General features: G+C 73.7%; 18 protein-coding genes (1 of these 18 running past the window's edge). 8 read left to right on the forward strand and 10 right to left on the reverse strand.

Translation table 11 applies throughout. The features are described from left to right. Both QA634_RS17670 and QA634_RS17675 read right to left on the reverse strand, forming a co-directional pair. A protein-coding gene (locus QA634_RS17670) for a GntR family transcriptional regulator (protein ID WP_012333268.1) crosses the window boundary here: on the reverse strand, positions 1-201 show its start. The gene continues 474 nt to the left of window position 1, outside the view; only the first 201 of its 675 coding nucleotides appear in the window; it begins with the start codon at positions 199-201; its stop codon lies beyond the left edge, outside the window. A 28-nt stretch (positions 202-229) separates the two neighbouring features. Beyond that, complete coding sequence (locus QA634_RS17675) at positions 230-3,181, reverse strand: FAD-binding and (Fe-S)-binding domain-containing protein (protein WP_012333269.1); 2,952 nt, start codon at positions 3,179-3,181, stop codon at positions 230-232. A gap of 111 nt (positions 3,182-3,292) precedes the next feature. On the opposite strand from QA634_RS17675, the gene QA634_RS17680 reads away from it, so the two are divergent. Next, complete coding sequence (locus QA634_RS17680; protein ID WP_012333270.1) at positions 3,293-4,486, forward strand: pyridoxal-phosphate-dependent aminotransferase family protein; 1,194 nt, start codon at positions 3,293-3,295, stop codon at positions 4,484-4,486. 31 nt (positions 4,487-4,517) lie between these two features. On the opposite strand, the gene QA634_RS17685 is transcribed toward QA634_RS17680, so the two are convergent. Further along, positions 4,518-5,492, reverse strand: a complete 975-nt coding sequence (locus QA634_RS17685) for a Hint domain-containing protein (RefSeq protein WP_265576369.1) — start codon at positions 5,490-5,492, stop codon at positions 4,518-4,520. A 2,034-nt stretch (positions 5,493-7,526) separates the two neighbouring features. Between QA634_RS17685 and QA634_RS17690 the strand changes: the two genes are divergently transcribed. From QA634_RS17690 to QA634_RS17720, 7 genes are all read left to right on the forward strand, one after another. After that, positions 7,527-8,075: a phage tail protein gene (locus QA634_RS17690; protein WP_012333272.1), complete on the forward strand. Its 549-nt coding sequence runs from the start codon at positions 7,527-7,529 to the stop codon at positions 8,073-8,075. 521 nt (positions 8,076-8,596) lie between these two features. Next, positions 8,597-9,133, forward strand: a complete 537-nt coding sequence (locus QA634_RS17695; protein WP_012333274.1) for a phage tail protein — start codon at positions 8,597-8,599, stop codon at positions 9,131-9,133. A gap of 4 nt (positions 9,134-9,137) precedes the next feature. Next, the gene (locus tag QA634_RS17700; protein WP_012333275.1) at positions 9,138-9,632 is read left to right on the forward strand and encodes a GNAT family N-acetyltransferase; all 495 of its coding nucleotides are present in this window, start codon (positions 9,138-9,140) and stop codon (positions 9,630-9,632) included. Then, complete coding sequence (locus QA634_RS17705; RefSeq protein WP_012333276.1) at positions 9,629-10,216, forward strand: aspartyl/asparaginyl beta-hydroxylase domain-containing protein; 588 nt, start codon at positions 9,629-9,631, stop codon at positions 10,214-10,216. The genes QA634_RS17700 and QA634_RS17705 overlap by 4 nt, the downstream gene beginning before the upstream one ends. Beyond that, positions 10,213-11,427 (forward strand): sulfotransferase family protein, encoded by a 1,215-nt coding sequence (locus tag QA634_RS17710; RefSeq protein WP_012333277.1) that lies wholly within the window; start codon positions 10,213-10,215, stop codon positions 11,425-11,427. Before QA634_RS17705 ends, QA634_RS17710 begins: the two co-directional genes overlap by 4 nt. Positions 11,428-11,590: 163 nt before the next feature. Next, entirely contained in the window at positions 11,591-12,211 is a 621-nt protein-coding gene (locus QA634_RS17715) for a class I SAM-dependent methyltransferase (protein ID WP_012333278.1), read from the forward strand. Beyond that, complete coding sequence (locus QA634_RS17720; RefSeq protein WP_012333279.1) at positions 12,208-14,193, forward strand: glycosyltransferase; 1,986 nt, start codon at positions 12,208-12,210, stop codon at positions 14,191-14,193. The genes QA634_RS17715 and QA634_RS17720 overlap by 4 nt, the downstream gene beginning before the upstream one ends. Before the next feature lie 36 nt (positions 14,194-14,229). On the opposite strand, the gene QA634_RS17725 is transcribed toward QA634_RS17720, so the two are convergent. The 7 genes from QA634_RS17725 to QA634_RS17755 all read right to left on the reverse strand — a co-directional run bounded on the left by QA634_RS17725 (position 14,230) and on the right by QA634_RS17755 (position 21,648). After that, a complete protein-coding gene (locus QA634_RS17725) occupies positions 14,230-15,099 on the reverse strand; it encodes an alpha/beta fold hydrolase (protein WP_012333280.1) in 870 nt (289 codons plus the stop codon). A gap of 221 nt (positions 15,100-15,320) precedes the next feature. Beyond that, a complete protein-coding gene (locus QA634_RS17730) occupies positions 15,321-16,862 on the reverse strand; it encodes an amidohydrolase family protein (protein WP_283026680.1) in 1,542 nt (513 codons plus the stop codon). Positions 16,863-16,874: 12 nt separating this feature from the next. Beyond that, positions 16,875-17,681 (reverse strand): carbon-nitrogen hydrolase family protein, encoded by an 807-nt coding sequence (locus tag QA634_RS17735; RefSeq protein ID WP_012333282.1) that lies wholly within the window; start codon positions 17,679-17,681, stop codon positions 16,875-16,877. Further along, positions 17,678-18,475: an ABC transporter ATP-binding protein gene (locus QA634_RS17740; protein ID WP_012333283.1), complete on the reverse strand. Its 798-nt coding sequence runs from the start codon at positions 18,473-18,475 to the stop codon at positions 17,678-17,680. The genes QA634_RS17735 and QA634_RS17740 overlap by 4 nt, the downstream gene beginning before the upstream one ends. Next, positions 18,472-19,365 (reverse strand): ABC transporter permease, encoded by an 894-nt coding sequence (locus QA634_RS17745; protein WP_012333284.1) that lies wholly within the window; start codon positions 19,363-19,365, stop codon positions 18,472-18,474. The genes QA634_RS17740 and QA634_RS17745 overlap by 4 nt, the downstream gene beginning before the upstream one ends. 118 nt (positions 19,366-19,483) lie before the next feature. Continuing rightward, complete coding sequence (locus tag QA634_RS17750; RefSeq protein WP_012333285.1) at positions 19,484-20,527, reverse strand: ABC transporter substrate-binding protein; 1,044 nt, start codon at positions 20,525-20,527, stop codon at positions 19,484-19,486. 290 nt (positions 20,528-20,817) lie between these two features. After that, the gene (locus QA634_RS17755) at positions 20,818-21,648 is read right to left on the reverse strand and encodes an aldo/keto reductase (RefSeq protein ID WP_012333286.1); all 831 of its coding nucleotides are present in this window, start codon (positions 21,646-21,648) and stop codon (positions 20,818-20,820) included. Between the last annotated feature and the right edge of the window lie 113 nt (positions 21,649-21,761).

Below are 21,761 nucleotides of genomic sequence, written 5' to 3' on the forward strand. Positions count from 1 at the left end.
CAGTTCCAGGAGCCCCTCGGTCGCCAGGATCTTGATCGCCTCCCGCAGGGGCGTGCGCGAGATGCCGAAGCGTTCGGTGAGCAGGATCTCGTTCAGCCGCGCCCGCGGCTCCAGTTCACCCGAGAGGATCAGCGCGCGCAGACGCTCCGCCACCTCGTCGTGGAGGTAGCGCCGGCTGATTCCCGTCTCGACCCTGGTCATCGCACTTCGCCGCACACCCGCCCCGCCCTCACAGAGGTATGGGGCGGGCGGCCTTCTGTCGAGGTTCGGGCCGGAGCGCGGCGCAGAGCACCCGCGCCACGTGGAGCGCCTCGCGGTCCAGCCCGTCCCGGATCTGGTGGCGGCAGCTCGTCCCGTCCGCCACCACGAGGTCGTCCGGGTCCGCCCGCCGCAGGGCCGGAAACAGCGACAACTCCGCCATCGCCACCGAGGCGTCGTAGGTCGCCGCGCCGTACCCGAAGGCGCCCGCCATGCCGCAGCAGCTCGATTCGATCAGCCGCAGGTCGAGCCCCGGCACCTGGCGCAGCACCGTCTCGACCGCCCCCATCGCCCCGAAGGCCTTCTGGTGGCAGTGGCCGTGCAGGTGCGCCACGCGCCCGCCCTGGTCCGCGAGCGGAAGGGCGATCCGGCCGGCCGCGAGGTCGGCGGCGAGCAACTCCTCGAACAGCAGGCTCGCCGCCGCGAGCTCCGCCGCCTCGGCGGGGGGCAGCAGGGCCGCGAACTCGTCGCGCAGGGTGAGCAGGCAGGAGGGTTCGAGCCCCACCACCCGGGCGCCCGCCCGCACGAAGGGCAGCAGCGCGTCGAGGGTGCGGCGCGCCTCGGCCCGGGCCCGGGGCACGTCGCCCACCGACAGGTAGGTGCGCCCGCAGCAGAGCGGGCGGGCGCCGCCCGGCGCCGCCACCCGGTGCAGGCGGTAGCCCGCGCGGCGCAGCACCGTCTCGGCCGCCTCCAGGTTCTCGCGCTCGAAGGCCCGGTTGAAGGTGTCGGCGAACAGCACGACGTCGCGGAAATCCCCGGCGACGTCGGCCGGATGCGCCACCTCCCCGGCCTCCGCGAAGGGGCGGCGCCAGCGCGGCAGCGCGCGCCGGGCCGAGAGGCCGAGATGCCGCTCGCCGAGCCGCGCCAGCGCCGGCACCCGGTTGCGCAGGTTCAGGAGCGGCGCCAGCCGGGCCGCCAGCCCGGCGTAGCGCGGCAGGTGCGCCACCAGCCGCTCGCGCAGGGGCAGCCCGTGGCGGGCGTGGTAATGGTGGAGCACCTCGATCTTCATGCGGGCCATGTCGACGCCGGTCGGGCATTCCCGCCGGCAGCCCTTGCAGGAGACGCAGAGGTCGAGGGCGCGCTTGGTCTCCGGGGCGGTCAGGGCGTCCGGCCCGAGCTGGCCCGAGAGGGCGAGCCGCAGCGTGTTGGCGCGCCCGCGCGTCAGGTGCTCCTCGGAGCGGGTCGCCCGGTAGGAGGGGCACATCACGCCCCCCGCCAGGGACCGGCAGGTGCCGTTGTTGTTGCACATCTCGACCGCGCCGCCGAGCCCGCCCCAGGCCGACCAGTCGAGGGCGGGCGCCGGCGCCGCGACCCGGTAGCCCGCGGGGAAGCGCATCAGGCCGCGGTCGTCCATCCGCAGGGGCCGGACGATCTTGCCGGGATTGAGGCGGTTCTCCGGGTCGAAGGCGTCCTTGACCGCCTCGAAGGCGCGGGTCAGCCGCGGCCCGAACAGGGGCGCGATGAACTCGGAGCGCGAGATCCCGTCGCCGTGCTCGCCCGAATACGAGCCCTTGAAGCGGCGCACCAGGTCGGCGGTCTCCTCCGCGATGGCCCGCATCGCGGCGATCCCGGCCTCCTGCTTGAGGTTGAGGATCGGCCGCACGTGCAGGCAGCCGACCGAGGCGTGGGCGTACCACGTGCCCCTCGTGCCGTGGCGGGCGAAGAGGGCCGTCACCGCGTCGGTGTAGTCGGCGAGGTGCTCCAGGGGCACCGCGCAATCCTCGATGAAGGAGACGGGCTTCGCGTCGCCGCGCATCGACATCATGATGTTGAGGCAGGCCTCGCGCATGCCCCAGACGGTGCGCTGGCGGGCGGGCTCCACCACCGGCACGACCGCCCCGGCGAAGCCGTGATCGGCCATGCAGGCGTCGAGGCGGGCGAGGTCGCGCGCGAGCGCGGCCTCGGATTCGCCGGCGAACTCGACGAGGAGCAGGCAGTCGGGCCGCCCCCGCGCGATGTCGGCGAGCGTCGCGCGGAAGAGCGGGATGTCGGCGCCGAGCACCAGCACGTTGTTGTCGACGAGCTCCACCGCCACCGGATCGAGGGCGACCAGGGCCGGCACCGTCTCCATGGCGGCCCGGAACGACGGGAAGTGGCACACCCCCATCACCCGGTGGGCGGGCAGGCGGGCGAGCCGCAGGGTGACGGCGGTCGTCGCCGCGAGCGTGCCCTCCGAGCCGACGAGGAGGTGGGCGAGGTTCGGGCGCTCGGCCAGCAGCGCGTCGAGATTGTAGCCGCCGACCCGCCGCTGCACCTTCGGGAACCGGGCCTCGATCTCGTCCCGCTCGGCCTCGGCGAGGCGCCGCATCCGCGCGGCGAGGTCCTCCGCCCCGGGCGCGCCCTCGGCGGAGAGCGAGAAGGCGGTGCCGTCCGCGCGCAGGCCGTCGAGGCCGAGCACGTTGTCGACCATCTTGCCGTAGCGCAGCGAGCGGGCGCCGCAGGAATTGTTGCCCACCATGCCGCCGATGGTGCAGCGGCTCGCCGTCGAGGGCTCGACGGGGAAGAACCAGCCATCCGCCTTCAGCCGCGCGTTGAGGCGCTCCAGCACCGTCCCGGGCTCGACCGTGACGGTGCCGGCGGCCGGATCGTAGGCCAGCACCCCGTCGAGGTGGCGCGAGCAATCGACGACGAGCCCCGCGCCGATCGGCTGCCCGTTCTGCGAGGTGCCCCCGCCCCGCATGACGACCGGGACCTCGTGCTCGGCCGCGACCGCGAGCACGGCGGCGATGTCGGCGCGGGTCCGCGGCAGCACCACGCCGCGCGGCATGATCTGGTAGATCGAGGCGTCGGTGGCGTAGCGCCCGCGGTCGAAGGCGCCGAACAGCACCTCGCCCGAGACGGCCTCGCGCAGGCGCCGCTCCAGGGGCGCCGAGGACCCCGCCTCCCGACCCGCCGCCCCCGGATTGCCCAGAGACCCGTGCATCGCCCCCTCCCCTGCCGCCGCGGGCCGGCCGCCGGCTCTTGCCTCTGCCGCATACATAATACAAAATTCAGATCACGCCAAAACCGCAGGCCGACAGCCGGGAGGACCCTCATGACGCACGCGCCGGGCCGCCACTTCCTGCAGATTCCGGGACCGACCAACACGCCGCTGCCGGTCCTCGCCGCGATCGCCAGGCCGACCATCGACCATCGCGGGCCGGACTTCGCCCGGCTCGGCCGCACGGTGCTGGCGGAGATCCGGCCGGTCTTCGGCACGACCAACCCGGTGGTGATCTACCCGGCCTCCGGCACCGGCGCCTGGGAGGCGGCGCTCGCCAACACGCTGTCGCCCGGGGACCGGGTGCTGATGTTCGAGACCGGCTGGTTCGCGACCCTCTGGAGCCGCCTCGCCAAGCGCCTCGGGATCGAGGCGGAATTCCTGAAGGGGGATTGGCGCTCGGGCGTCGACGCGGCCGCCATCGAGGCGCGCCTCGCCGAGGATGCGGGCCACGCCATCAAGGCGGTCTGCATCGTCCACAACGAGACCTCGACGGGGGTGACCTCGAACGTGGCGGCGGTGCGCCGGGCGCTCGACCAGGCGCGCCACCCGGCCCTGCTCCTCGTCGACGCGATCTCGTCGCTCGGCTCGATCGATTACCGGCACGACGCGTGGGGCGTCGACGTCACCATCGCGGGCTCGCAGAAGGGGCTGATGCTGCCGCCCGGCCTGTCCTTCAACGCGGTCTCGGACAAGGCGCTGGCCGCGTCGCGGTCGGCGCGGCTGCCGAACTCCTACTGGAACTGGGAGGAGATGCTGGCCGCGAACGCCACCGGCACCTTCCCCTACACGCCTTCCACGAACCTGCTGCAGGGGCTGGCGGTGGCCCTGGAGATGCTGCGGGCCGAGGGCCTGCCGGCGGTCTTCGCCCGCCACGACCGCGCCGCGGCGGCGACCCGGGCCTGCGTGGCCCATTGGGGCTTCGAGATCCAGTGCCGCAATCCGGAGGACTATTCCTCGGCGCTGACCGCGGTGCGCCTGCCCGAGGGCCACTCGGCGGATGCGCTGCGGGCCGAGATCCTGGAGCGCTGCAACATGTCGCTCGGCAACGGCCTCGGGCCGCTGGCCGACCGGGTCTTCCGCATCGGCCACCTGGGCGATTTCCACGACCTGATGGTCACCGGGACGCTGGCCGGCGTCGAACTGGGCCTGCGGATCCGCGGCATCCCGCACCGCCCGGGCGGCGTCGAGGCCGCCCTGCAGGTGCTCGCCGGCAACGCCGGCCCGGCGGCGCTCGCGGCGGAGTGAGGGGGGCGAGGGCTCAGCCCTCGCCGGGACCTCACCCGGCCGGCCGCCGGCGCGGCGCGGCCTCGCCCTCCCGCGCCGCGGCCTCGGCTTGGGCCTCGACTTGGGCCCCGACTTGGGCCTCGGCTTGGGCTGCGGCCTCGGCTTGGGCCTCCGCCCGGGCCGCGATCTGCGCCCGCGCCGCCGCCAGCACCGGGCCGGCCACCGCCAGCGGCGCGCAGGCCGCCTCGTAGGTCAGCGGCAGGAAGACCGGGTGCAGGCGCGTCACCCCGCCCGCCTCCTCGAAATCCGCCCGCTGCCCGGCATCGAGGTAGCTCTCGCAGGGCACGCCCTCGGCCAGGACCACGTCGTGCAGGTCGAGTTCCACGTGCAGGTACTCCACCTCGGCCACGGCCTCCACCGCCACGCCGCGCCCGTCGACCAGCAGGCCGGCCGGGATCAGGTGGCCGGCGAACAGCACCCCGTGGCCGGGCGAGAGCAGGAGGTCGCGCTCCGGCAGGCCCGGCGCCAGGGCCCCGGCCCGGATCCGCACCGGGCGGACGCGGTCGGGGCGGGGATGGGCGTCGGGGCGCAGGCGGCGGCGCCCGATCCAGACCACCGGCCGGGCCTCGCCGGCGGCGGTGAGGAGGCGGTCGCCGACCGCGAGATCCTCGACGCGGCGCGCGCCCGTGAGCGTGAGCAGGCGGGTGCCGTGGGTGAAGCATTCGGGGCCGGTGGCGCCGGTGGCCCCGGCCGGTCCGGTGCTCCCGGTCGCGCCGGTGGCTCCGGCGGTGCCCGTCGCCCCGGCCGCCCCCGTCGCGCCGGTCGTGCCGCCGGCGCCCGTGGCCCCAGCGGGACCGGTCGCGCCCGCGGCGCCCGTGCTGCCGGTCGCCCCGGCAGCGCCGTCCCTGCCCGTGGCACCCCTCGCGCCGTCCGCGCCGGTGGCACCCGTCGCGCCCGCGGCGCCGGTGCTGCCGGCCGACCCCGTCGCACCGATTCCGGTCGCGCCGGTCGCACCCGCAGCCCCCATGCTGCCGGTCGCCCCGGTGGCGCCGTCCCTGCCCGTGGCACCCCTCGCGCCGTCCGCGCCCGTGGCGCCGGTTGCGCCTGCGGCCCCCGTGCTGCCGGTCGCCCCGGCAGCGCCGTCCCTGCCCGTGGCGCCCCTCGCGCCATCTGCGCCCGCGGCGCCGGTGCTGCCAGCCGACCCCGTCGCGCCGATTCCGGTCGCGCCGGTCGCACCCGCAGCCCCCGTGCTGCCGGTCGCCCCCGCGGCGCCGTCCCTGCCTGTGGCGCCCCTCGCGCCGTCCGCGCCGGTGGCACCCGTCGCGCCCGCGGCGCCGGTGCTGCCGGCCGACCCCGTCGCACCGATTCCGGTCGCGCCGGTCGCACCCGCAGCCCCCATGCTGCCGGTCGCCCCGGTGGCGCCGTCCCTGCCCGTGGCACCCCTCGCGCCGTCCGCGCCCGTGGCGCCGGTCGCACCCGCAGCCCCCGTGCCGCCGGTCGCCCCGGCAACGCCGTCCCTGCCCGTGGCGCCCCTCGCGCCATCTGCGCCGGTGGCACCCGTTGCGCCCGCGGCGCCGGTGCTGCCGGCCGCTCCCGTGCCGCCGGTTGCGCCTGCGGCCCCTGTGCCGCCGGTCGCCCCCGCGGCGCCGTCCCTGCCCGTGGCGCCCCTCGCGCCGTCCGCGCCGGTGGCACCCGTCGCGCCCGCGGCGCCGGTGCTGCCGGTCGCGCCCCCGGCGCCATCCGCGCCCGCGGCGCCGGTCGCGCCCGTGGTCCCCGCCGTGCCCGTCGCCCCCGTCGCACCGGCGGATCCCGTCGCACCGGTCGCGCCCGCGGCGCCGGTCGCGCCATCCGATCCCGTGGCGCCGGTCGCCCCCGCGCCCGTCGCGCCTGTGGCTCCGGTCGCCCCCGCGCCCGTGGGGCCCGTGTCTCCCGTCGCACCGGTCGCGCCTGTGGCGCCTGTGGCGCCCGCTCCCGTGGCGCCCGTCGCACCGGCCGTGCCCGTCGCGCCGGTGGAGCCCGCGGCCCCGGTCGGCCCGGTCGCGCCCGTGCCCGTGGCGCCGGTGGCCCCTGTCGCGCCTGTGGCTCCGCTCCCCGTTGCGCCAGTGGCGCCCGTTGCGCCCGTTGCGCCGCTGGCACCTGTCGGCCCGGGTGCGCCCCCTCCGGCCGTGACGGTGACATTCGAGAAGACGAGCTTCGCGTAATTCACGTCATAGTTCGCTCCACCCAAACCGTTTGCCTTGTCGACGCCGCCAGCACTAAGTGTTGCGGACGCGCCGGTATCCTGGCCATTCGAATTGTAGACTGCTGAACTGGTGAGGCTCGTCGGTGCTGGTGAATTAAAGTAGGTTGGATTTTCGATGATGGCGGTGAAGCTGCGGCCGCTTCCGACGGTCGCCGTGGTTGTCAGCGAGAAATATGCGGAAGTTCCTGTGGTGCTGCCTGAGGGTGTAAAGTAATATCCTGAAGATCCAATAAAATTAGATGCAGACAGGGTCGATGTGCCGGTCGTGTCATAAAGAAGTACGATGCCTGAATTCGAAACTGCATTTGTTAGGGGCTGTACGAAATTTGCCGTTACCGTGATCGTTCCGTAGGCCATCGAACCCGATCCCCAAATGTTCCGCCGCCGCTTGTGCGGCGTTGCCGACAGCAAAGGTGGCGAAGGGGACCGTCACGCGGAGGACGCGATTTCGCCAGCCGGCCCCGCCGAATGACCTTGATCTCTTCCGTTCGGAGAGATTGGTGGTCAAGTCCTGTGAGCGGGATGGGAGCGGATGTTCGCCAGATCAGTGAGACGTGTTGCCGAAAAGGCATAATTCCTTTAATACGAATACATAGTGTGAGTTTATACATATGCTGGTATATAGTAACTTTGGCTTCGTCGGCTACCATGATGGCGATTTCAGCGCGATCATGAGAGAGGTGACAGTTTTATAAACTGCATGTGGACTTGAATGATATAATCAGCTAGGAGGACGCGGTGCACAGGAGCGGTCCTGTTGCTGTGCATGGTGTCCCGTGGTTTCTCTTAACTTCCGTGTATCTTTAAAAGGAGGTGGGTATGACGGCGCTATATGTTGGTCAAATCACGCTGTTTGCCGGGAATTTTGCTCCCAGAAATTGGGCGTTCTGCAATGGCCAGATCATGCAGATTGCGCAGCACCCAGCGCTGTTCGCGATTCTCGGCAACACCTACGGCGGCGATGGAAAGACGACCTTCGCCTTGCCTGATCTGCGCGGTCGCGTGCCGCTGCATCCCGGCCAAGGGGCCGGCCTGTCGAGTTACGTGCTCGGCCAGCATGCGGGGACCGAGACTGTGACGCTCGGCGTCCAGCAGATCCCCGCGCATTCGCACAAGATCACTGGGGACGCGACCGACGGCAACGTCAGCTCGCCCGACAAGGCTCACCTGGCACAGGCGACGGTGACGATCGGAGGAAGGCCCACGCCGGTTCTCAATCACACCTCCGGCACGGCGGCGAAACCGGTGTCCCTGGCGGACGACACGGTCCAGAATGCCGGCGGCTCGCAGGCCCATCCCAACATTCAGCCCTACCTCGCGCTCAACTTCATCATCGCCGTCGAAGGCATCTACCCGGCCCGGAATTGACGGGGCCCGGCGGAGGGCCGTGGCCGCCGGGCCCGGGAAGCACGCGCCGTTCCCGCTGGGGTGGCGCGCCTTGGCGCGGCCCCGACCCCCGCGCCCGGCGGCTTTCGGCAGGACCGACGTCGGGTTCGAGGCGCGTCCGGTCGACGCGCCCGGCGCCGCGCAGGCGGCGGTCACGTGGCCGAGGGCGAACCCGACCGCGGAACGAGGCCCGCTGGCCGCAGCGGCGTCAGAGGCGCGCAACCTGCAGCGACATGTCGCCGAGATGACAGATTCCCGCCGGCCCGACGACATCTCGTGAATATCTGAACATGCTCGGCAAGAGTATCTCGCGCGCCCGAGAATGGACGAGCCGCAATCGATTCTCGTGAGATTTTTTCACTGCGTCGCGCCCTCGCAAAATCCATGGACTCGTCTCCGGTGACGGGATACGAGCACGCGGTGCGCCGAAACCGATTCTGCTGCGGCGCACGATCTTCGGTCTCATCTCCGAATTCGCCGTCGATCTTCAGGAATTTTCAGTCATGACCGAGCCTTTCGTTGGTCAGATCATGCTCTTCGCAGGGAATTATGCGGCCCGGGGGTGGGCGTTCTGCCATGGTCAGCTCCTGCCGATCGCGCAATATCAGGCGCTGTTCGCGATTATCGGCACCACCTACGGCGGCGACGGCAGGGTGAGCTTCGCGCTGCCCGATCTGCGCGGGCGCGTCCCGGTCAGCGCCGGCCAAGCGCCCGGCCTCTCGAATTACGTGCTCGGCGACAAACTCGGCGACGAGGCCGTGACCCTGACGCAGGCACAGATCCCGGCGCACAGCCACCTGGTGACCGTCAGCGACGCCCAGGGGACGCAGGTCGCCGCGGCCGGGGCCTTCCTGGCGAACACGAGCGATGCCAACAACAGGCCCCTGAAGACCCACAACCCGGCGCCGGCCCAGTCGGTGGTGCTGAACCCCGGGACGATCCAGAGCACCGGCGGCTCTCAGCCCCACGAGAACCGGCAGCCGACGCTGGTCCTGAACTATCTCATCGCCCTCCAGGGCCTCTTCCCGGCCCGGAACTGACGGCGTGGCGGCGGCGCACGAGGCGGGCCCGGCGGACGTCCCCGTCCGCCGTCCCGAGCGGCCCGAGGACGCGCCCTTCCTGCGGGCGCTGTTCGCGGCGGCGCAGGGCACGCCCCTGGAAGGGCTGCCCGCGCCCCTGCGCGCCCTGCTGCTCGACCAGGGCTTCGCCGGGCAGGCGGCGACCTACCGGGCGCTCTACCCGCAGGCGTGCCACGAGATCGTCGAGGCGGGCGGCGTCCCGGTCGGGCGGCTCGTCACCGCCCGCGGGGCGGCGCTGACCGTCGTGGACGTGGCGCTGCTGCCCCCCTGGCAGGGGCGCGGCCTCGGCACTCGCCTCCTCGGCGAGGTGATGGCTGAGGCGGCCCGGCTCGGCCTGCCGGTCCACCTCACGGTGGCGCAGGGCAATGCGGGCGCGCGCCGCCTCTACGCGCGCCTCGGCTTCCGGCCCATCGCGCAGACCGACCTCACCCTCGACCTCGCCTGGAGCCCCGCCCCGTGACCCCCGTCCCCGACCGGCTGCGCCTGCCCCTGCGCTTCGACGCCGCCGCCATGGCGGCCGAGTGCGCGGCCCTCGGCGGCACGCCGTGGCTGCGCCACTTCATCACCCGCAACTACGCGGGCGAGTGGGACGTGATCCCGCTGCGCGCCCCGGCCGGCGCGACCCATCCGGTGATGATGATCGCGGCCGACCCGCCGGCGGGCGACTTCGCCGACGCGCCCGCCCTCGCCGCCTGCCCGGCGATCCGGGCGGCGCTGGCCGCCCTGCCCTGCCCGCTCGCCAGCGTCCGGCTGATGCGGCTCGGGCCCGGCTCGGTGATCCGCGAGCACCGCGACCGCGACCTCGCCTTCGAGGACGGGGCGGTGCGGCTGCACGTGCCCCTCGTCACCAATCCGGGCGTGGACTTTCGGCTCAACGGCGCGCGGGTGGTGATGGAGCCGGGTTCCTGCTGGTACTTGCGCCTGTCGGACCCGCACAGCGTGCGCAACGACGGCGCCGCGGCGCGGATCCACCTCGTCATCGACGCGCAGGTGGACGCGTGGGTCGCGGCGCTGTTCCGCGCCGCGCGGGAGGCGGGCGGATGAGCCGGGACGGATTCGCGGCCCTCGCGCGCCGCGTCGCCGCGGATGCGGCGCTGGCGGCCTCCCTGCGGCCGATCCTCGACCGCGACGCCTTCGTGGCGGCCGCCTGCGCGGCCGCGGCGCCGGCCGCCGAGGCGGTGACGCCCGCCGACGTGGAGGCGGCGATGCGGGCCAATCGCCACGGCTGGCTGATGCAATCGGCGCCCCTCGCCCTGCCGGGCGAGGTCGGGCCGATCGAGAACGACGACCCGGACGCCTTCGCGGGCTGGACGCCCTTCCGCACCGGCTGGGCGGACGGGACCCTGACCGTCGATTGGTGCCATCTCGGGGCGCGCCGCCCGACCGAGCCGTTCTTCTTCGAGACGATCTCGCGCGAGATCGGGGCGCCCTTCAACGCGGCCTTCCAGCAGCGCAGCCGCGCCGACGCCCTGGCGGCCCGCCCGCCCGGCCTGCCGCCCGCGGGCTTCATCTTCCACATGGCCCGCTGCGGCTCGACCCTGTGCGCCCAGGTGCTCGCGGCGGACCCGTCCACCCTGGTGCTGTCGGAGCCGGGGCCGCTGCGGGGCGTGCTGGAGGCCGGGCATGGCGGGGGCCTCGCCCCGGCCCGCGTCGATGCATGGCTCGGCGGCCTGGTCGGCGCCCTCGCGGCGCGGCGCTTCCCCGACGAGGCGCGGGCCGTGGTGAAGTTCATGGCCGCGGACGTGCTCGACCTGGCGCGGATCCAGCGCGTCTTCCCGGACGTGCCCTGGCTCTTCCTCTACCGCGAGCCGCTGGAGATCCTGGCCTCGCAGCGGCGGCAGGCCGGGGCCGACACGATGCCGGGCCGGATCCCGGCCTCCCTGCTGGGGCTCGCCGAGGCCGACCTGTTCGCGCTGGCGCCGGACCTCTACCAGCTGCGGGTGATGGCGGCGCTCGGGCGCGCGGCGCTCGACGGCCTCGCCCGGGCGCCCGGGCGCGGGCTGATCCTGCGCTACGACGACCTGCCGGAGGCGATCCTCGGCCGGGTCGCGCCGCATTTCGGGCTGTGGCCGGACGCCGCCGTCCTGGCGGCGATGCGGGCGGCGGCGGCGCGGGACGCGAAGGCGCCGGGCCGCGCCTTCCGACCCGACGCCGAGGCCAAGCGGCGCGAGGCGGCGCCCTGGCGGGAGGCCGCGGCGGCGATCACCGGCGAGGTCGTCGCGGCGCTCGACGCGGCCCGCGGCGCCGGCCCGTGAGAGGGCCTCCGGCGATGGGAGAGTCTCCGGCGATCGGTTCGGCACGGCCGTCGGGCGCGGCCGCCGCGCGGGATCGGCGATCGAGAACCGGTATGACATGACCCAGCGGCAGGACCGGCCCGCGCAACGGCGGCCCGGTCCTGCGGCCCACTCCGAGGAGGCCATGACCGACACCGCCGCGATCGCCCGCGCCTTCGAGACCATCTACCGGGCCGACAGCTGGTCGCACGGCTCGGGGCCCGGGTCCCGTCCGGTCAACACGATCGCGTACCGCGCCTTCCTGGAGCGCTTCATCGCGGAGAACCGCGTCGCCACCGTGACCGAACTCGGCTGCGGGGACTGGCAGTTCTCCCGCCTGATCGACTGGAGCGGCGTCACCTACACGGGGTTCGACGTCGTCGAGAGCGTGATCACCCGGAACCTCGCCCGCTACTGGCGGGACACGGTCGATTTCCGGCTGCTGACGCGCATCGAGGACCTGCCGGGAGGCGACCTCCTCCTGGCCAAGGAGGTGCTCCAGCACCTGCCGCTCGGGGTGATCCGGGCGTACCTGCCGGTGATCCGGTCGCGCTATCGCTTCGCCCTCATCACCAACACCGACAAGCCCGAGGACGGCCTCAACGGCGAGATCGAGCCGGGCGGCTACCGGCCCCTGCGGCTCGACCGACCGCCCTTCGACCTGCCGGGCGCAGTCGTCCTCACCTATTGTCCGCAGACGGAGACCGGCATGTGGCGCAATTCCGTGTTCCTGACCTTCGGGACCGGAGGAGGGAACCCCGCATGACCGCCGACCGGGGCATCTGCCTCTGCATGATCGTGAAGGACGAGGCGCCCGTGATCCGGCGCTGCCTCGACTCCGTGCGGCCCCTGATCGACCACTGGGTGGTCGTCGATACGGGCTCGACCGACGGGACGCAGGAGATCGTGCGCGACGCCCTCGCCGGGCTGCCCGGCGCGCTGGTGGAGCGGCCCTGGCGCGACTTCGCCCACAACCGCAGCGAGGCGCTGGACCTCGCCCGGCCGCGCGGCGCCTATTCGCTGATCATCGACGCCGACGACACGCTGGAGATCCCGGACGGCTTCGTCCTGCCGCCCCTCGACGCGGATTCCTACACGCTCGACATCCGGTTCGGGGCGATCGCCTACCGGCGCCCGCAGCTCGTGCGCAACGCCCTCCCGTGGCGCTACCGGGGCGTGCTGCACGAGTTCCTGGCCTGCGAGGAGGCGCGCAGTTCCGGGCACCTGCCCCTGACGATCCGCGTGAGCGAGGACGGGCGGCGGCGGCGCGATCCGGCGACCTATCGGCGCGACGCGGCGGTGCTGGAGCAGGCGCTCGCCGCCGAGACCGACCCCTTCCTGGTCGCGCGCTACACCTTCTACCTCGCGCAGACCTACCGCGATTGCGGCGCCGTCCAGCAGGCGGTCGAGGCCTATCTCCGGCGGGCGACCCTGGGCTTCTGGGAGGAGGAGGTCTTCGTCAGCCTCTACCAGGCCGGCCGCCTGATGGAGGCCCTGCGGGCGGATCCGGACGAGATCCTGGCGGTCTACCGCCGGGCCGGCGAGGTCCGGCCGGGCCGCGTCGAGGCGGCCCACGCGGCGAGCCGCTTCTGCCGCGGCATCGGGCGCAACCGCCAGGGCCACGCCATCGCCAAGGAGGCCCTGGGCCGGCCCGCCCCGGCCGACGGGCTCTTCGTCGAGCGCTGGATCTACGCCTACGGCCTCGCCGACGAGTACGCGATCAACGCCTACTGGGCGGGCGCGATGCACGATTGCATCGACGGCTGCCTGCGCGCCCTGCACAGCGAGATGCTGCCTGGCCCCGACCGCGAGCGGATCCTGCGCAACCTGCGCTTCGCCGCCTCGGCCCTGGAGCAGGCCCCGCCGCGGCAGCCCTCCCCGCCCCTCGATCCGCCGGCGGCGCTGCGGCCGCTGCGAAGCCGCCTGCCCGAGCCGGCCCCGCGCGTGCTCCTCGCCGTCCTGGCCAAGCAGAAGGAGCCCGTGCTCGACCTCTACCTCGACTGCATCGAGGCCCTCGACTACCCGAAATCATCGATCGTCCTGTGCGTGCGCACCAACAACAACACGGACCGGACGGGCGGGATGCTGCGCGCCTGGCTCGACCGGGTCGGGGGGCTCTACGCCGGGATCGTCTTCGACGACGCGGACGTGCCCGAGCCGGTGCAGGACCTCGCGGTGCACGAGTGGACGCCCCAGCGCTTCGCGGTCTTGGGCGCGATCCGCCAGCGCAGCCTCGCCCTCACCCTGGCGCGGGACTGCGCCTTTTACTTCGTGGCGGATGCCGACAACTTCCTGATCCCGTCGACCCTGCGCGATCTCGTGAGCCTGAACCTGCCGATCGTGGCGCCGATGCTGCGGGAGGTGAAGCCCGGCTCGCGCTACGCGAATTTCCACGCGGCGGTGGATGCGCAGGGCTACTTCGCGGAATCGCGGGACTACGACGCGCTGCTCGAGCGGCGGATCCTCGGCGTGGTCGAGGTGCCGGTGGTCCACTGCACCTACCTCGTGCGGGCGGACGCGATCCCGCTCCTGCGCTACGAGGACGGCAGCGGGCGGCACGAATACGTGGTGTTCTCCGACCATGCGCGGCGCCGGGGCATCCCGCAATACCTGGACAATCGGCGCTGCTACGGCTGCCTGACCCTGGAGGACGACGACCCGGAGGCGCTCGCCGCGCGGCTCCCGGCGATCCTGGCCTTCCTGCGCGAGGTGCGGGCGGGTGATCGGCCGGAGCCCGCGCGGGCCTGAGCCGGCCCCGGCCGGGCCGCCGCGGGCGCCGCCCGCTCACCCGCCGTCCGGACGGGTCAGAAAGGCGGCGAGCGCCGCGTTCACCGCCTCCGGCTCCTCGTGCTGCAGCCAGTGGGTCGCCTCGGGGAACCACGCGACCTCGCCCTCGTCGCAGGCGGCGAGGCAGGTCTCGGCGAGGTCCGGGCTGAGGGCGATGTCCTTGCGGCCCCACAGGATCAGGGTCGGCACGCGGATCCGGCCCGGCGCGGGCGCGCGCTTGGGGAAGGCGCGGTACCAGTTCAGCATGCCGGTGAGCGCGCCCGGCTCGGCCCAGGCCGTCTCGTAGCGGGCGAGGTCCTCCGGCGTGAAGGCGCCCGGCCGGCTGGTGAGGCGCAGCGCCTCGCGCAGGGCCAGGAAGCGCCCGGCCCGCAGGGCCGCCTCCGGCAGCCGGGGCGGCTGGAACCCCGCGAAGTAGCCGAGCCGCAGGGCCTGCAGCGGGTGCCGGCGCAGGAAGGCGGTGAGCAGGTCGGGATGCGGCGCGTTGAGGACGGCGAGCCGGGCGATCCGCTCGGGCCTGCGCGCGGCGAGCCACCAGCCGAGGATGCCGCCCCAATCGTGGCCGACGAGGCGGATCCGCGCGGCGCCGTGGGCGTCCGCGACGGCCAGCACGTCCCCGGCGAGGCGCTCCAGCCGGTAGGCCGCCACCGCGGCGGGCTTGCTGGAGCGGCCGTAGCCGCGCTGGTCGAGGGCGACGACGCGCAGGCCCGCGGCCGCGAGCGGTCCGATCTGGTGGCGCCAGCCGTACCAGAATTCCGGGAACCCGTGCAGCAGGATGGTCAGGGGCCCGTCCGGTGGGCCGGCCGAGGCGAGACCGAGCGTCGCCTCGGGCAGGCGCAGGAGGGTGAGGTCGGGGTCGGACGGCGGCATGGCGGCTCCCGGGCGGGCCTCGCGGGCAACGCCGCCGCCCGATCCCGGATCCCGTCATACCCAATCCGCTTGATCCCTTCGGGATGGCGGATTGGGGCTTCGCTCAGGCGCCGCGCGGGCTGGTGATCCGCTTGATCCCTTCGGGATGGCGGATGTGGGCTTCGCTCAGGCGCCGCGCGGGCTCGCGATCCGGGATCCGCTTCGATCAAGCGGATCCCGGATCAGACGGCGGACGAGGCGGCGTAGAAGGGGCTCCGCGGCGTCTCCGGCAGGTAGCCGTCGTAGAAGGCCTTCACGTGCGGGAAGACCGCCCGGCCGAGGCGGCGGCGGGTCTCCTCCTCGGGCGTGCGCGGGCGGGTCAGGATCGCGGCGATCTCGGCCAGCACCGCGTCCCGGTCGATTCGCGTGAAGCGGCCCTCGGCGTAGACGAGGTCGCCGTCGATGTAGACCGCGTCCACGCTGTCGATCTTGGCCCGCTGCACCAGCGCGTCGAGCATCGGGATGTCCGGGTCCTGGAACGGGTAGGTGGCCCGGCGCCAGTTGATCAGCGAGGCGTCGAAGAAGCGCCCGGGCTCCAGCCGCCCGATCGTGGCGCCGAAGGCCGTGGTCATCGCCCCCGATTCTGTCGCCATCCGGACGATCTGCGCGGGCGTCGGCACGTCGTCGTCGTCCATGCCCGGCACCCGGTGGACCCGCAGCGCCAGGCGCAGCTCCTGGAGCATGTCGCGGTCGTCGTTGAGACCGGCCTCGTCGAGCCCCATCCCGACCGTGATGCCCTTGCGCTCCCAGGTGTTGAGCGGGGCGAGGCCCGAGCGCAGGCGGAAATTCGAGGAGCAATTGTGGCACAGGCAGGTGCCGGTCTGCGCGACGATGTCGATGTCCTCGGCGGTGAGCCAGACCCCGTGGCCGAGGGTCATGTGCGGCCCGAGCACGCCGAGATCGTGCAGGTGGCGCAGGGCCGTCTTGCCGGTGCGGCGGCGGGCATATTCCTTCTGGTAGGCGGTCTCCAGCAGGTGCATGTGCATCGGCGCGCCGGCGGCGCGGGCGCGCGCGTCCAGGGCCACCAGCCCCTCGTCGGTGCACCAGTGCAGGTTGGCCGGGGCGAGCTGGATGCGGGTGAGGCGCTGGCCCTCGTTCTCCTCCCGCAGCGCGTCGAACAGGCGCAGGAAGTCGTCGAAGGGCATCGCCTGCGCCCTCAGGTGGGCCGCCAGTTCGGCGCCGAGATCGGCGGGCAGCCGGGCGCAGAACGCCTCGTCCGCCTCGTAGACGAGGCGGTTCTGCTCGCGCACCGCGTAGCAGTAGGAGGCGCGCATGCCGAGGCTGCGGTAGCTGTTCAGCGTCTGCGTCGCGGCCGCGTGGATCGCCTCGTAGCCGCCGGCCATCCAGCCCTGGATGTGCTGCACCGTGGTGACGCCGGAGGCCACCATCTCGAAGGCCGAGTAGAGCGTGTCGAGGGTGAGGTCGATGCGCCGGGCGGGCAGCCGGCTCGCGAACCACAATTCCAGCGCGTAGTCGGGCGAGCCCAGCTGCAGCGGGGTGAGCCCGACATGGTGGTGGCTGTTGACGAAGCCCGGCAGCATGACGTGGCCGGGATAGCGGCGCAGCTCCGCCCGCGGCGCCTGCCGCTGCAGCGCCTCCGCGGGGCCGACCGCCGCGATGATCCCGTCGCGGGAGAGGACGGCGCCGCCCTCGACGATGATCGGGGTGTGGCGGTCCCGGATCCCGGTGACGACCCAGCCGGCCTGGACGATGAGTTCTGCCATTGGCGCGTTCCGTTACGCTGTGGGGAGGGAGGGCCGGAGCGGGGCCGGCGGGAGGGTGGCGAGGGCCGGCGCCGCCGCGCCCGGCGGGCTCGCCGCCAGCACGGTGCCGTCCGGGCCGAGGACGAGGCTCTCGCCGTCGTGCCGCACGGGACGGCCGAGCCCGTGCTCGACCCCGTACCGGGCGGCGGCCACGGCCGGGAGGCCGCAGCGCCGGAGATGGCCGGCGAGTTCGCGGCGGAAGAAGCCCGGCGGATCCTGCGGCGCCGGGCCGGCGACCAGCACGGCGACGAGGTCGGCCGCCCCGGCGAGACGGTCCCAGCTCTCGGCGAAGCGGCGGTCGTAGCAGACGAGGGCGGCGAGGCGCCGCCCCGCGACCGGGACGACGCGGGTCTCCGCCGGGCCGGGGCGGAAATGGTCCGCCTCCCCGACGCTGTCGCCCGGGCCGGGCGGCGGCAGGCGCCGCTTGGCCGCGAGCCGCACCACGCCGCCGTCCGGCGCGGCGAGCAGCGCGGCGTTGAGCGGCCGCTCCGCCCCGTCCTCGGCGAGCGCCATCCCGAAGACCAGGGCGAGGCGGTGGCGGCGGGCCAGCGCGCGCATCCGCGCGACCGTCGGACCCGCGGCCGGCTCGGCGAGGTGGCGCCAGCGCGCCGGGTCGTCCCCCGCCACGCAGGGCAGGACGGTGAGTTCCGGCAGGACCGCGAGGGCGGCGCCGGCCCGCGCGGCCGCCGCGGCGCCCGCCTCGACCTCCCGCCAGGGAGCGTCCGGGTCGGCCCCGGCCGGGCCGACCGGCAGGGCCGCGACGCGAAGCGCGGCGGTCATCGCGCCGCCAGCGCTTCCTGCTCGGCGAAGGCGCGGTCGACCTCGGCGCCGAGCAGGTCGGTGAACAGGTCGCGATAGGCGTGATAGCGCGGGTCCCGCGACGGCCGCGGGCGCGGCAGGTCGATCGGCACGATCGTCTTCACCCGGCCCGGCCGCGCCGTGAACACCACGACCCGGTCGGCGAGCGCGATCGCCTCGTCGATCGAGTGGGTGACGAGGATCACCGAGGCGCCGCTGTCGCGCCAGATCTGCAGCAGGAAGTCCTGCATGCGCGAGCGGGTCTGGACGTCGAGGGCCGCGAAGGGCTCGTCCATCATCAGCACCTTCGGGCGCATGGCGAGCGCCCGGGCGCAGGCGGCGCGCTGGCGCATGCCGCCGGAGAGCTCGTCCGGCTTCTTGTCGAGCATGTCGCCGAGCCCGACCCGGCGCAGCATCTCGGCCGCCCGCTCGCGGCGCTTGGCCGGCGGCACGTGCTGGATGGCCAAGCCGAAGGCGACGTTGTCCGCGAGGCTGAGCCAGGGGAAGAGGGACGCCTCCTGGAAGATCATGCCGCGCTCGGCCGAGGGACCGGTGACCGGCAGCCCGTCCGACAGGATCTCGCCGCCGGACACCTCCTCGAGCCCGGCGATCATGGAGAGGAGCGTGGACTTGCCGCAGCCCGAAGGGCCGAGGAGCACCACGAACTCGCCCGGCGCCACGTCGAGATCGAGCTCGGCCAGCGCCTGGACCGGGGCGCGGCCCTCCGGCATCCAGCGCTTCGAGACGCCGCGGATCGAGATGGCGGGCCGGGTCATCGCACGCCTCCCGGGCCGATCCACCACAGCATCCGGCGCTGCACCTGCCGCAGGCCGAGATCGGACAGGAAGCCGAGCAGCCCGATCACCGCCATGGTGAAGAAGACCAGCTTGGCGTTGAAGGTCGAGCGCGCCATCGCGGTGATCTGCCCGAGCCCGGTGCCGACCCCGACCGTCTCGGCGATCAGCACCACCATCCAGGCCCCGAACAGGTTGAGGCGCAGGGTCACGAACAGGCTCGGCAGGATCGCGGGCAGGATCACCCGCCAGAAGGTCTGCCGGTGCGTCGCCCCCATGATCCGCGCCACGTGGATGTAGGTCTTCGGCACGCTCTCGATCTGCGCCCCGGTCGAGAGCACGATGGCGAAGAACAGCGTGATGAAGACGAGGAAGATCGCCGGCTTGTCGCCGATGCCGAAGACGAAGATCGCGACCGGCAGCCAGGCTACCGGCGAGATCGGGGCGAGCATCAGCACGATCGGCATCAGCAGGTTGCGCAGGAGGCGGACGGAGTGGAGCAGCGCCCCGACGAGGACGCCGCCCACGAAGCCGAGCGCCAGCCCGACCAAGACCCGCATCGTGGTCCAGGCCATGGTGACGAGGAGCGCCGCGACGCCGCCCCCGCTCGCCACGCTGCCGACGCGGTTCGAGCGGTCGAAGTAGCGCAGCGTCCCGGGGATGTCCGCCAGGAACAGGTGCGGCGGCGGCAGGAGCAGCGGGTTGAGGAGGTCGAGCGCCCAGAGCGCTTCCCACAGGCCCGCGAACAGGCCGATGGAGAGGGCGGCCCAGCCGAGGCCCGCGAGGCGCCGCCGCCAGGCGTGGCCGAGGCGGGGCAGGCCGGCGCGCGCCGCCGGGGCCGCGAGCGGGCCGATCCGTGCGTGCGTGGTCACGAGATGATCCCTGTCGGAGCCGCTTTCGCCGAACGGGACGGCGGCTCGGCGGACGAGGCGGAAATCGGGACCCCGGCGGAACGGCCTCGCGCGCTTCTGCCGAGGAGGGGCGGCGCGATCAGGCCGATTTCAGCTTGAGCCCGTCGTACAGGGGCTTGTTCTCGGCGATCACCGCCTCCAGCAGGCTCCAGTCGAAGGCGCCCTCGTCCGGGGCCTTCCTGACGTAGCCGAGTTCCTGCATCGAGGTGCCGCGCGCCAGGATGAACCGGGTCTGGTTGCGCTGATCCACCACGATCGGCTGCTTGGAGGAGGCGTCGACCGCCGCCTCCATGCTGGTCTTGTAGTACTTGCCGACCGTGTCCTTGAGGGCGGCGCCCTTGTCCGCCTCGGCCTGGGCCTGGGCCACGAACAGGGCCTTGATGACGGCCTTCACGGCGGCGGGGTTGCTCTTGAGGAGCGGCGTGCGCACGGCGAGCACGCAGTCGGAATAGCCCTTGCCGTAGACGTCGGTCCCGTCCGAGAGCACGTGCGCGCCCTTGCGGCCGCGCACGCATTGCGAGGCGTAGGGCTCGATGTGGCAGATCGCATCGAGGGCGCCGGCCAGGAAGGCCTGGGCCAGTTCGGGCGAGGTGTCGAGGTACTTGATCTCGACGTCCCGGAAGCCGAGGCCCGCCTTCTTGAGGTAGTCGTAGGGCAGGACCTCGAGCGTGTCGGCCTGGAAGGTGCCGAAGGTCTTGCCCTTGAGGTCGGCCGCGGAGGCGATGCCGTCGCGCGCCACGATGATGCAGCCCTCGACGCCGCCGCCCGCGACGATCCTCACCGGCGCGCCCGCGTCGTAGAGGGTCATGAAATTCGAGTAGGGGATCATCGACATGTCGACGAGGCCCGCCCCGAACATCGTGGTGATCTCGGTGTTGGAGGGCGTCACCACGAAGTCGAGTTCGACGCCGTCCGCCTTGGTCAGCTCGCGCTCCTTGGCGAGGAAGATGCCCATGTTGCAGAAGCCGGAGCCGTGGGTGGCCTTGATCACGGTCCCGGCGGCGGCGGGCGCGAGCAGGCCCGCCAGATGGGCCGGCAGGGCGAGCGCCGCCGCGGCGGCGCTTCGGGCGAGGAAGCCCCGCCGGGAGAAGTTTCGGTAGAACAGCCCGTCACGACCGCACATGCTCGAACCCCGTCTCGAAGGGCGTCGCGGTGGTCCGGTGAACGGGGCTTCGCCGCAAGCGGGCGGGGCCGCTCGGCCATGGGCGCAAGGCCGGGCGCAGGCTCAACGGATACCCGACGATGGGCACGCCAACCCGACAAGAGCCGACCCGGCTCTGCGCTGCGCCGGTTACCAAGCAAGCGGCGTGCCAAGTCTTGCGCCGCATCCGCCGGCGGGGTCCGGGCGCGGCGGGCCGGACGCGCAAGCGAGAATCGGCTTCTCCCAGCGGTCGTGTGCCATGACCGCCGGGATCAGAGCATGGCGAGCGGGGTCTTGCGGCGGGGCGGCGGGAAGGCGGCGTCGAGGGCGGCCAGGTCCTCGGCGCCGAGGGCGAGGTCGGCCGCGCGGGCATTCTCCTGCACGTGGGCGAGGCGACCTGCCTTCGGGATCGCCATCACGCCCGGGCGCCGCAGCGTGAAGGCGAGCGCCACCTGATAGGGCGTCGCCCCGTGCCGGGCCGCCACCGCGGCGAGGGCCCCGTCCCCGGGCAGCCGGCCCTGCTCGACCGGGCTGTAGGCCATCGCGGCGATGCCGCGCGCGTCCATGGCGGGCAGGAGGTCGAATTCCGGGCCGCGGCGGGTCACGTTGTAGAGGATCTGGTTGACCGCACAGGCCGCGCCGCCGGCCTCGGCGAGGTCGTCGAGATCCTCCGTGTCGAAGTTGCTGACGCCCCAGGCGCGGATCTTGCCCGCGCGCACCAGGGCCTCCAGGGCCTCGACCGTCTCGCCGAGGGGCACGTCGCCGCGCCAGTGCAGGAGGTAGAGGTCGAGGTGATCGGTCCTGAGCCGGCGCAGGCTCGCCTCGCAGGCGCGCGGCAGGCGGGCGCGGCCGGCATTGTGCGGGTAGACCTTGCTGACGAGGAAGACCCGCCGGCGCAGCCCGGCCAGGGCCTCGCCCAGGAAGGTCTCGGTCTCGCCCTCGCCGTACATCTCGGCGGTGTCGATCAGCGTCATGCCGAGATCGATGCCGGCGCGGAGCGCCTCGGCCTCGGCGCGCCGCGCGGCCGGCGCCTCGCCCATCCGCCACGTGCCCTGGCCGAGGACGGGAATGAGGGTGCCGGTGCGGAGGGCGAGGGCGCGCATGGATCTGGCTCCGGAGCCGGCGCGGCGCCGGCCCTGCGGAGACTTGGCCGCGCCGGGCCGCGTTTCAACCGCCCCGTCGGGGGCGGGCGGCCCGCCTTCGGCGCCTCCGGCGC

It is taken from the genome of Methylobacterium sp. CB376, assembly GCF_029714205.1.
In the GTDB taxonomy this organism is placed as follows: domain Bacteria; phylum Pseudomonadota; class Alphaproteobacteria; order Rhizobiales; family Beijerinckiaceae; genus Methylobacterium.

Coding starts and splice junctions, on each gene's coding strand:
- QA634_RS17675 (WP_012333269.1), bottom strand. CDS start 3,181: ATGCACGGGTCTCTGGGCAATCCGGGGGCGGCGGGTCGGGAGGCGGGG.
- QA634_RS17680 (WP_012333270.1), top strand. CDS start 3,293: ATGACGCACGCGCCGGGCCGCCACTTCCTGCAGATTCCGGGACCGACC.
- QA634_RS17685 (WP_265576369.1), bottom strand. CDS start 5,492: ATGGGGGCTGCGGGTGCGACCGGCGCGACCGGAATCGGTGCGACGGGG.
- QA634_RS17690 (WP_012333272.1), top strand. CDS start 7,527: ATGACGGCGCTATATGTTGGTCAAATCACGCTGTTTGCCGGGAATTTT.
- QA634_RS17695 (WP_012333274.1), top strand. CDS start 8,597: ATGACCGAGCCTTTCGTTGGTCAGATCATGCTCTTCGCAGGGAATTAT.
- QA634_RS17710 (WP_012333277.1), top strand. CDS start 10,213: ATGAGCCGGGACGGATTCGCGGCCCTCGCGCGCCGCGTCGCCGCGGAT.
- QA634_RS17715 (WP_012333278.1), top strand. CDS start 11,591: ATGACCGACACCGCCGCGATCGCCCGCGCCTTCGAGACCATCTACCGG.
- QA634_RS17720 (WP_012333279.1), top strand. CDS start 12,208: ATGACCGCCGACCGGGGCATCTGCCTCTGCATGATCGTGAAGGACGAG.
- QA634_RS17725 (WP_012333280.1), bottom strand. CDS start 15,099: ATGCCGCCGTCCGACCCCGACCTCACCCTCCTGCGCCTGCCCGAGGCG.
- QA634_RS17730 (WP_283026680.1), bottom strand. CDS start 16,862: ATGGCAGAACTCATCGTCCAGGCCGGCTGGGTCGTCACCGGGATCCGG.
- QA634_RS17735 (WP_012333282.1), bottom strand. CDS start 17,681: ATGACCGCCGCGCTTCGCGTCGCGGCCCTGCCGGTCGGCCCGGCCGGG.
- QA634_RS17740 (WP_012333283.1), bottom strand. CDS start 18,475: ATGACCCGGCCCGCCATCTCGATCCGCGGCGTCTCGAAGCGCTGGATG.
- QA634_RS17750 (WP_012333285.1), bottom strand. CDS start 20,527: ATGTGCGGTCGTGACGGGCTGTTCTACCGAAACTTCTCCCGGCGGGGC.
- QA634_RS17755 (WP_012333286.1), bottom strand. CDS start 21,648: ATGCGCGCCCTCGCCCTCCGCACCGGCACCCTCATTCCCGTCCTCGGC.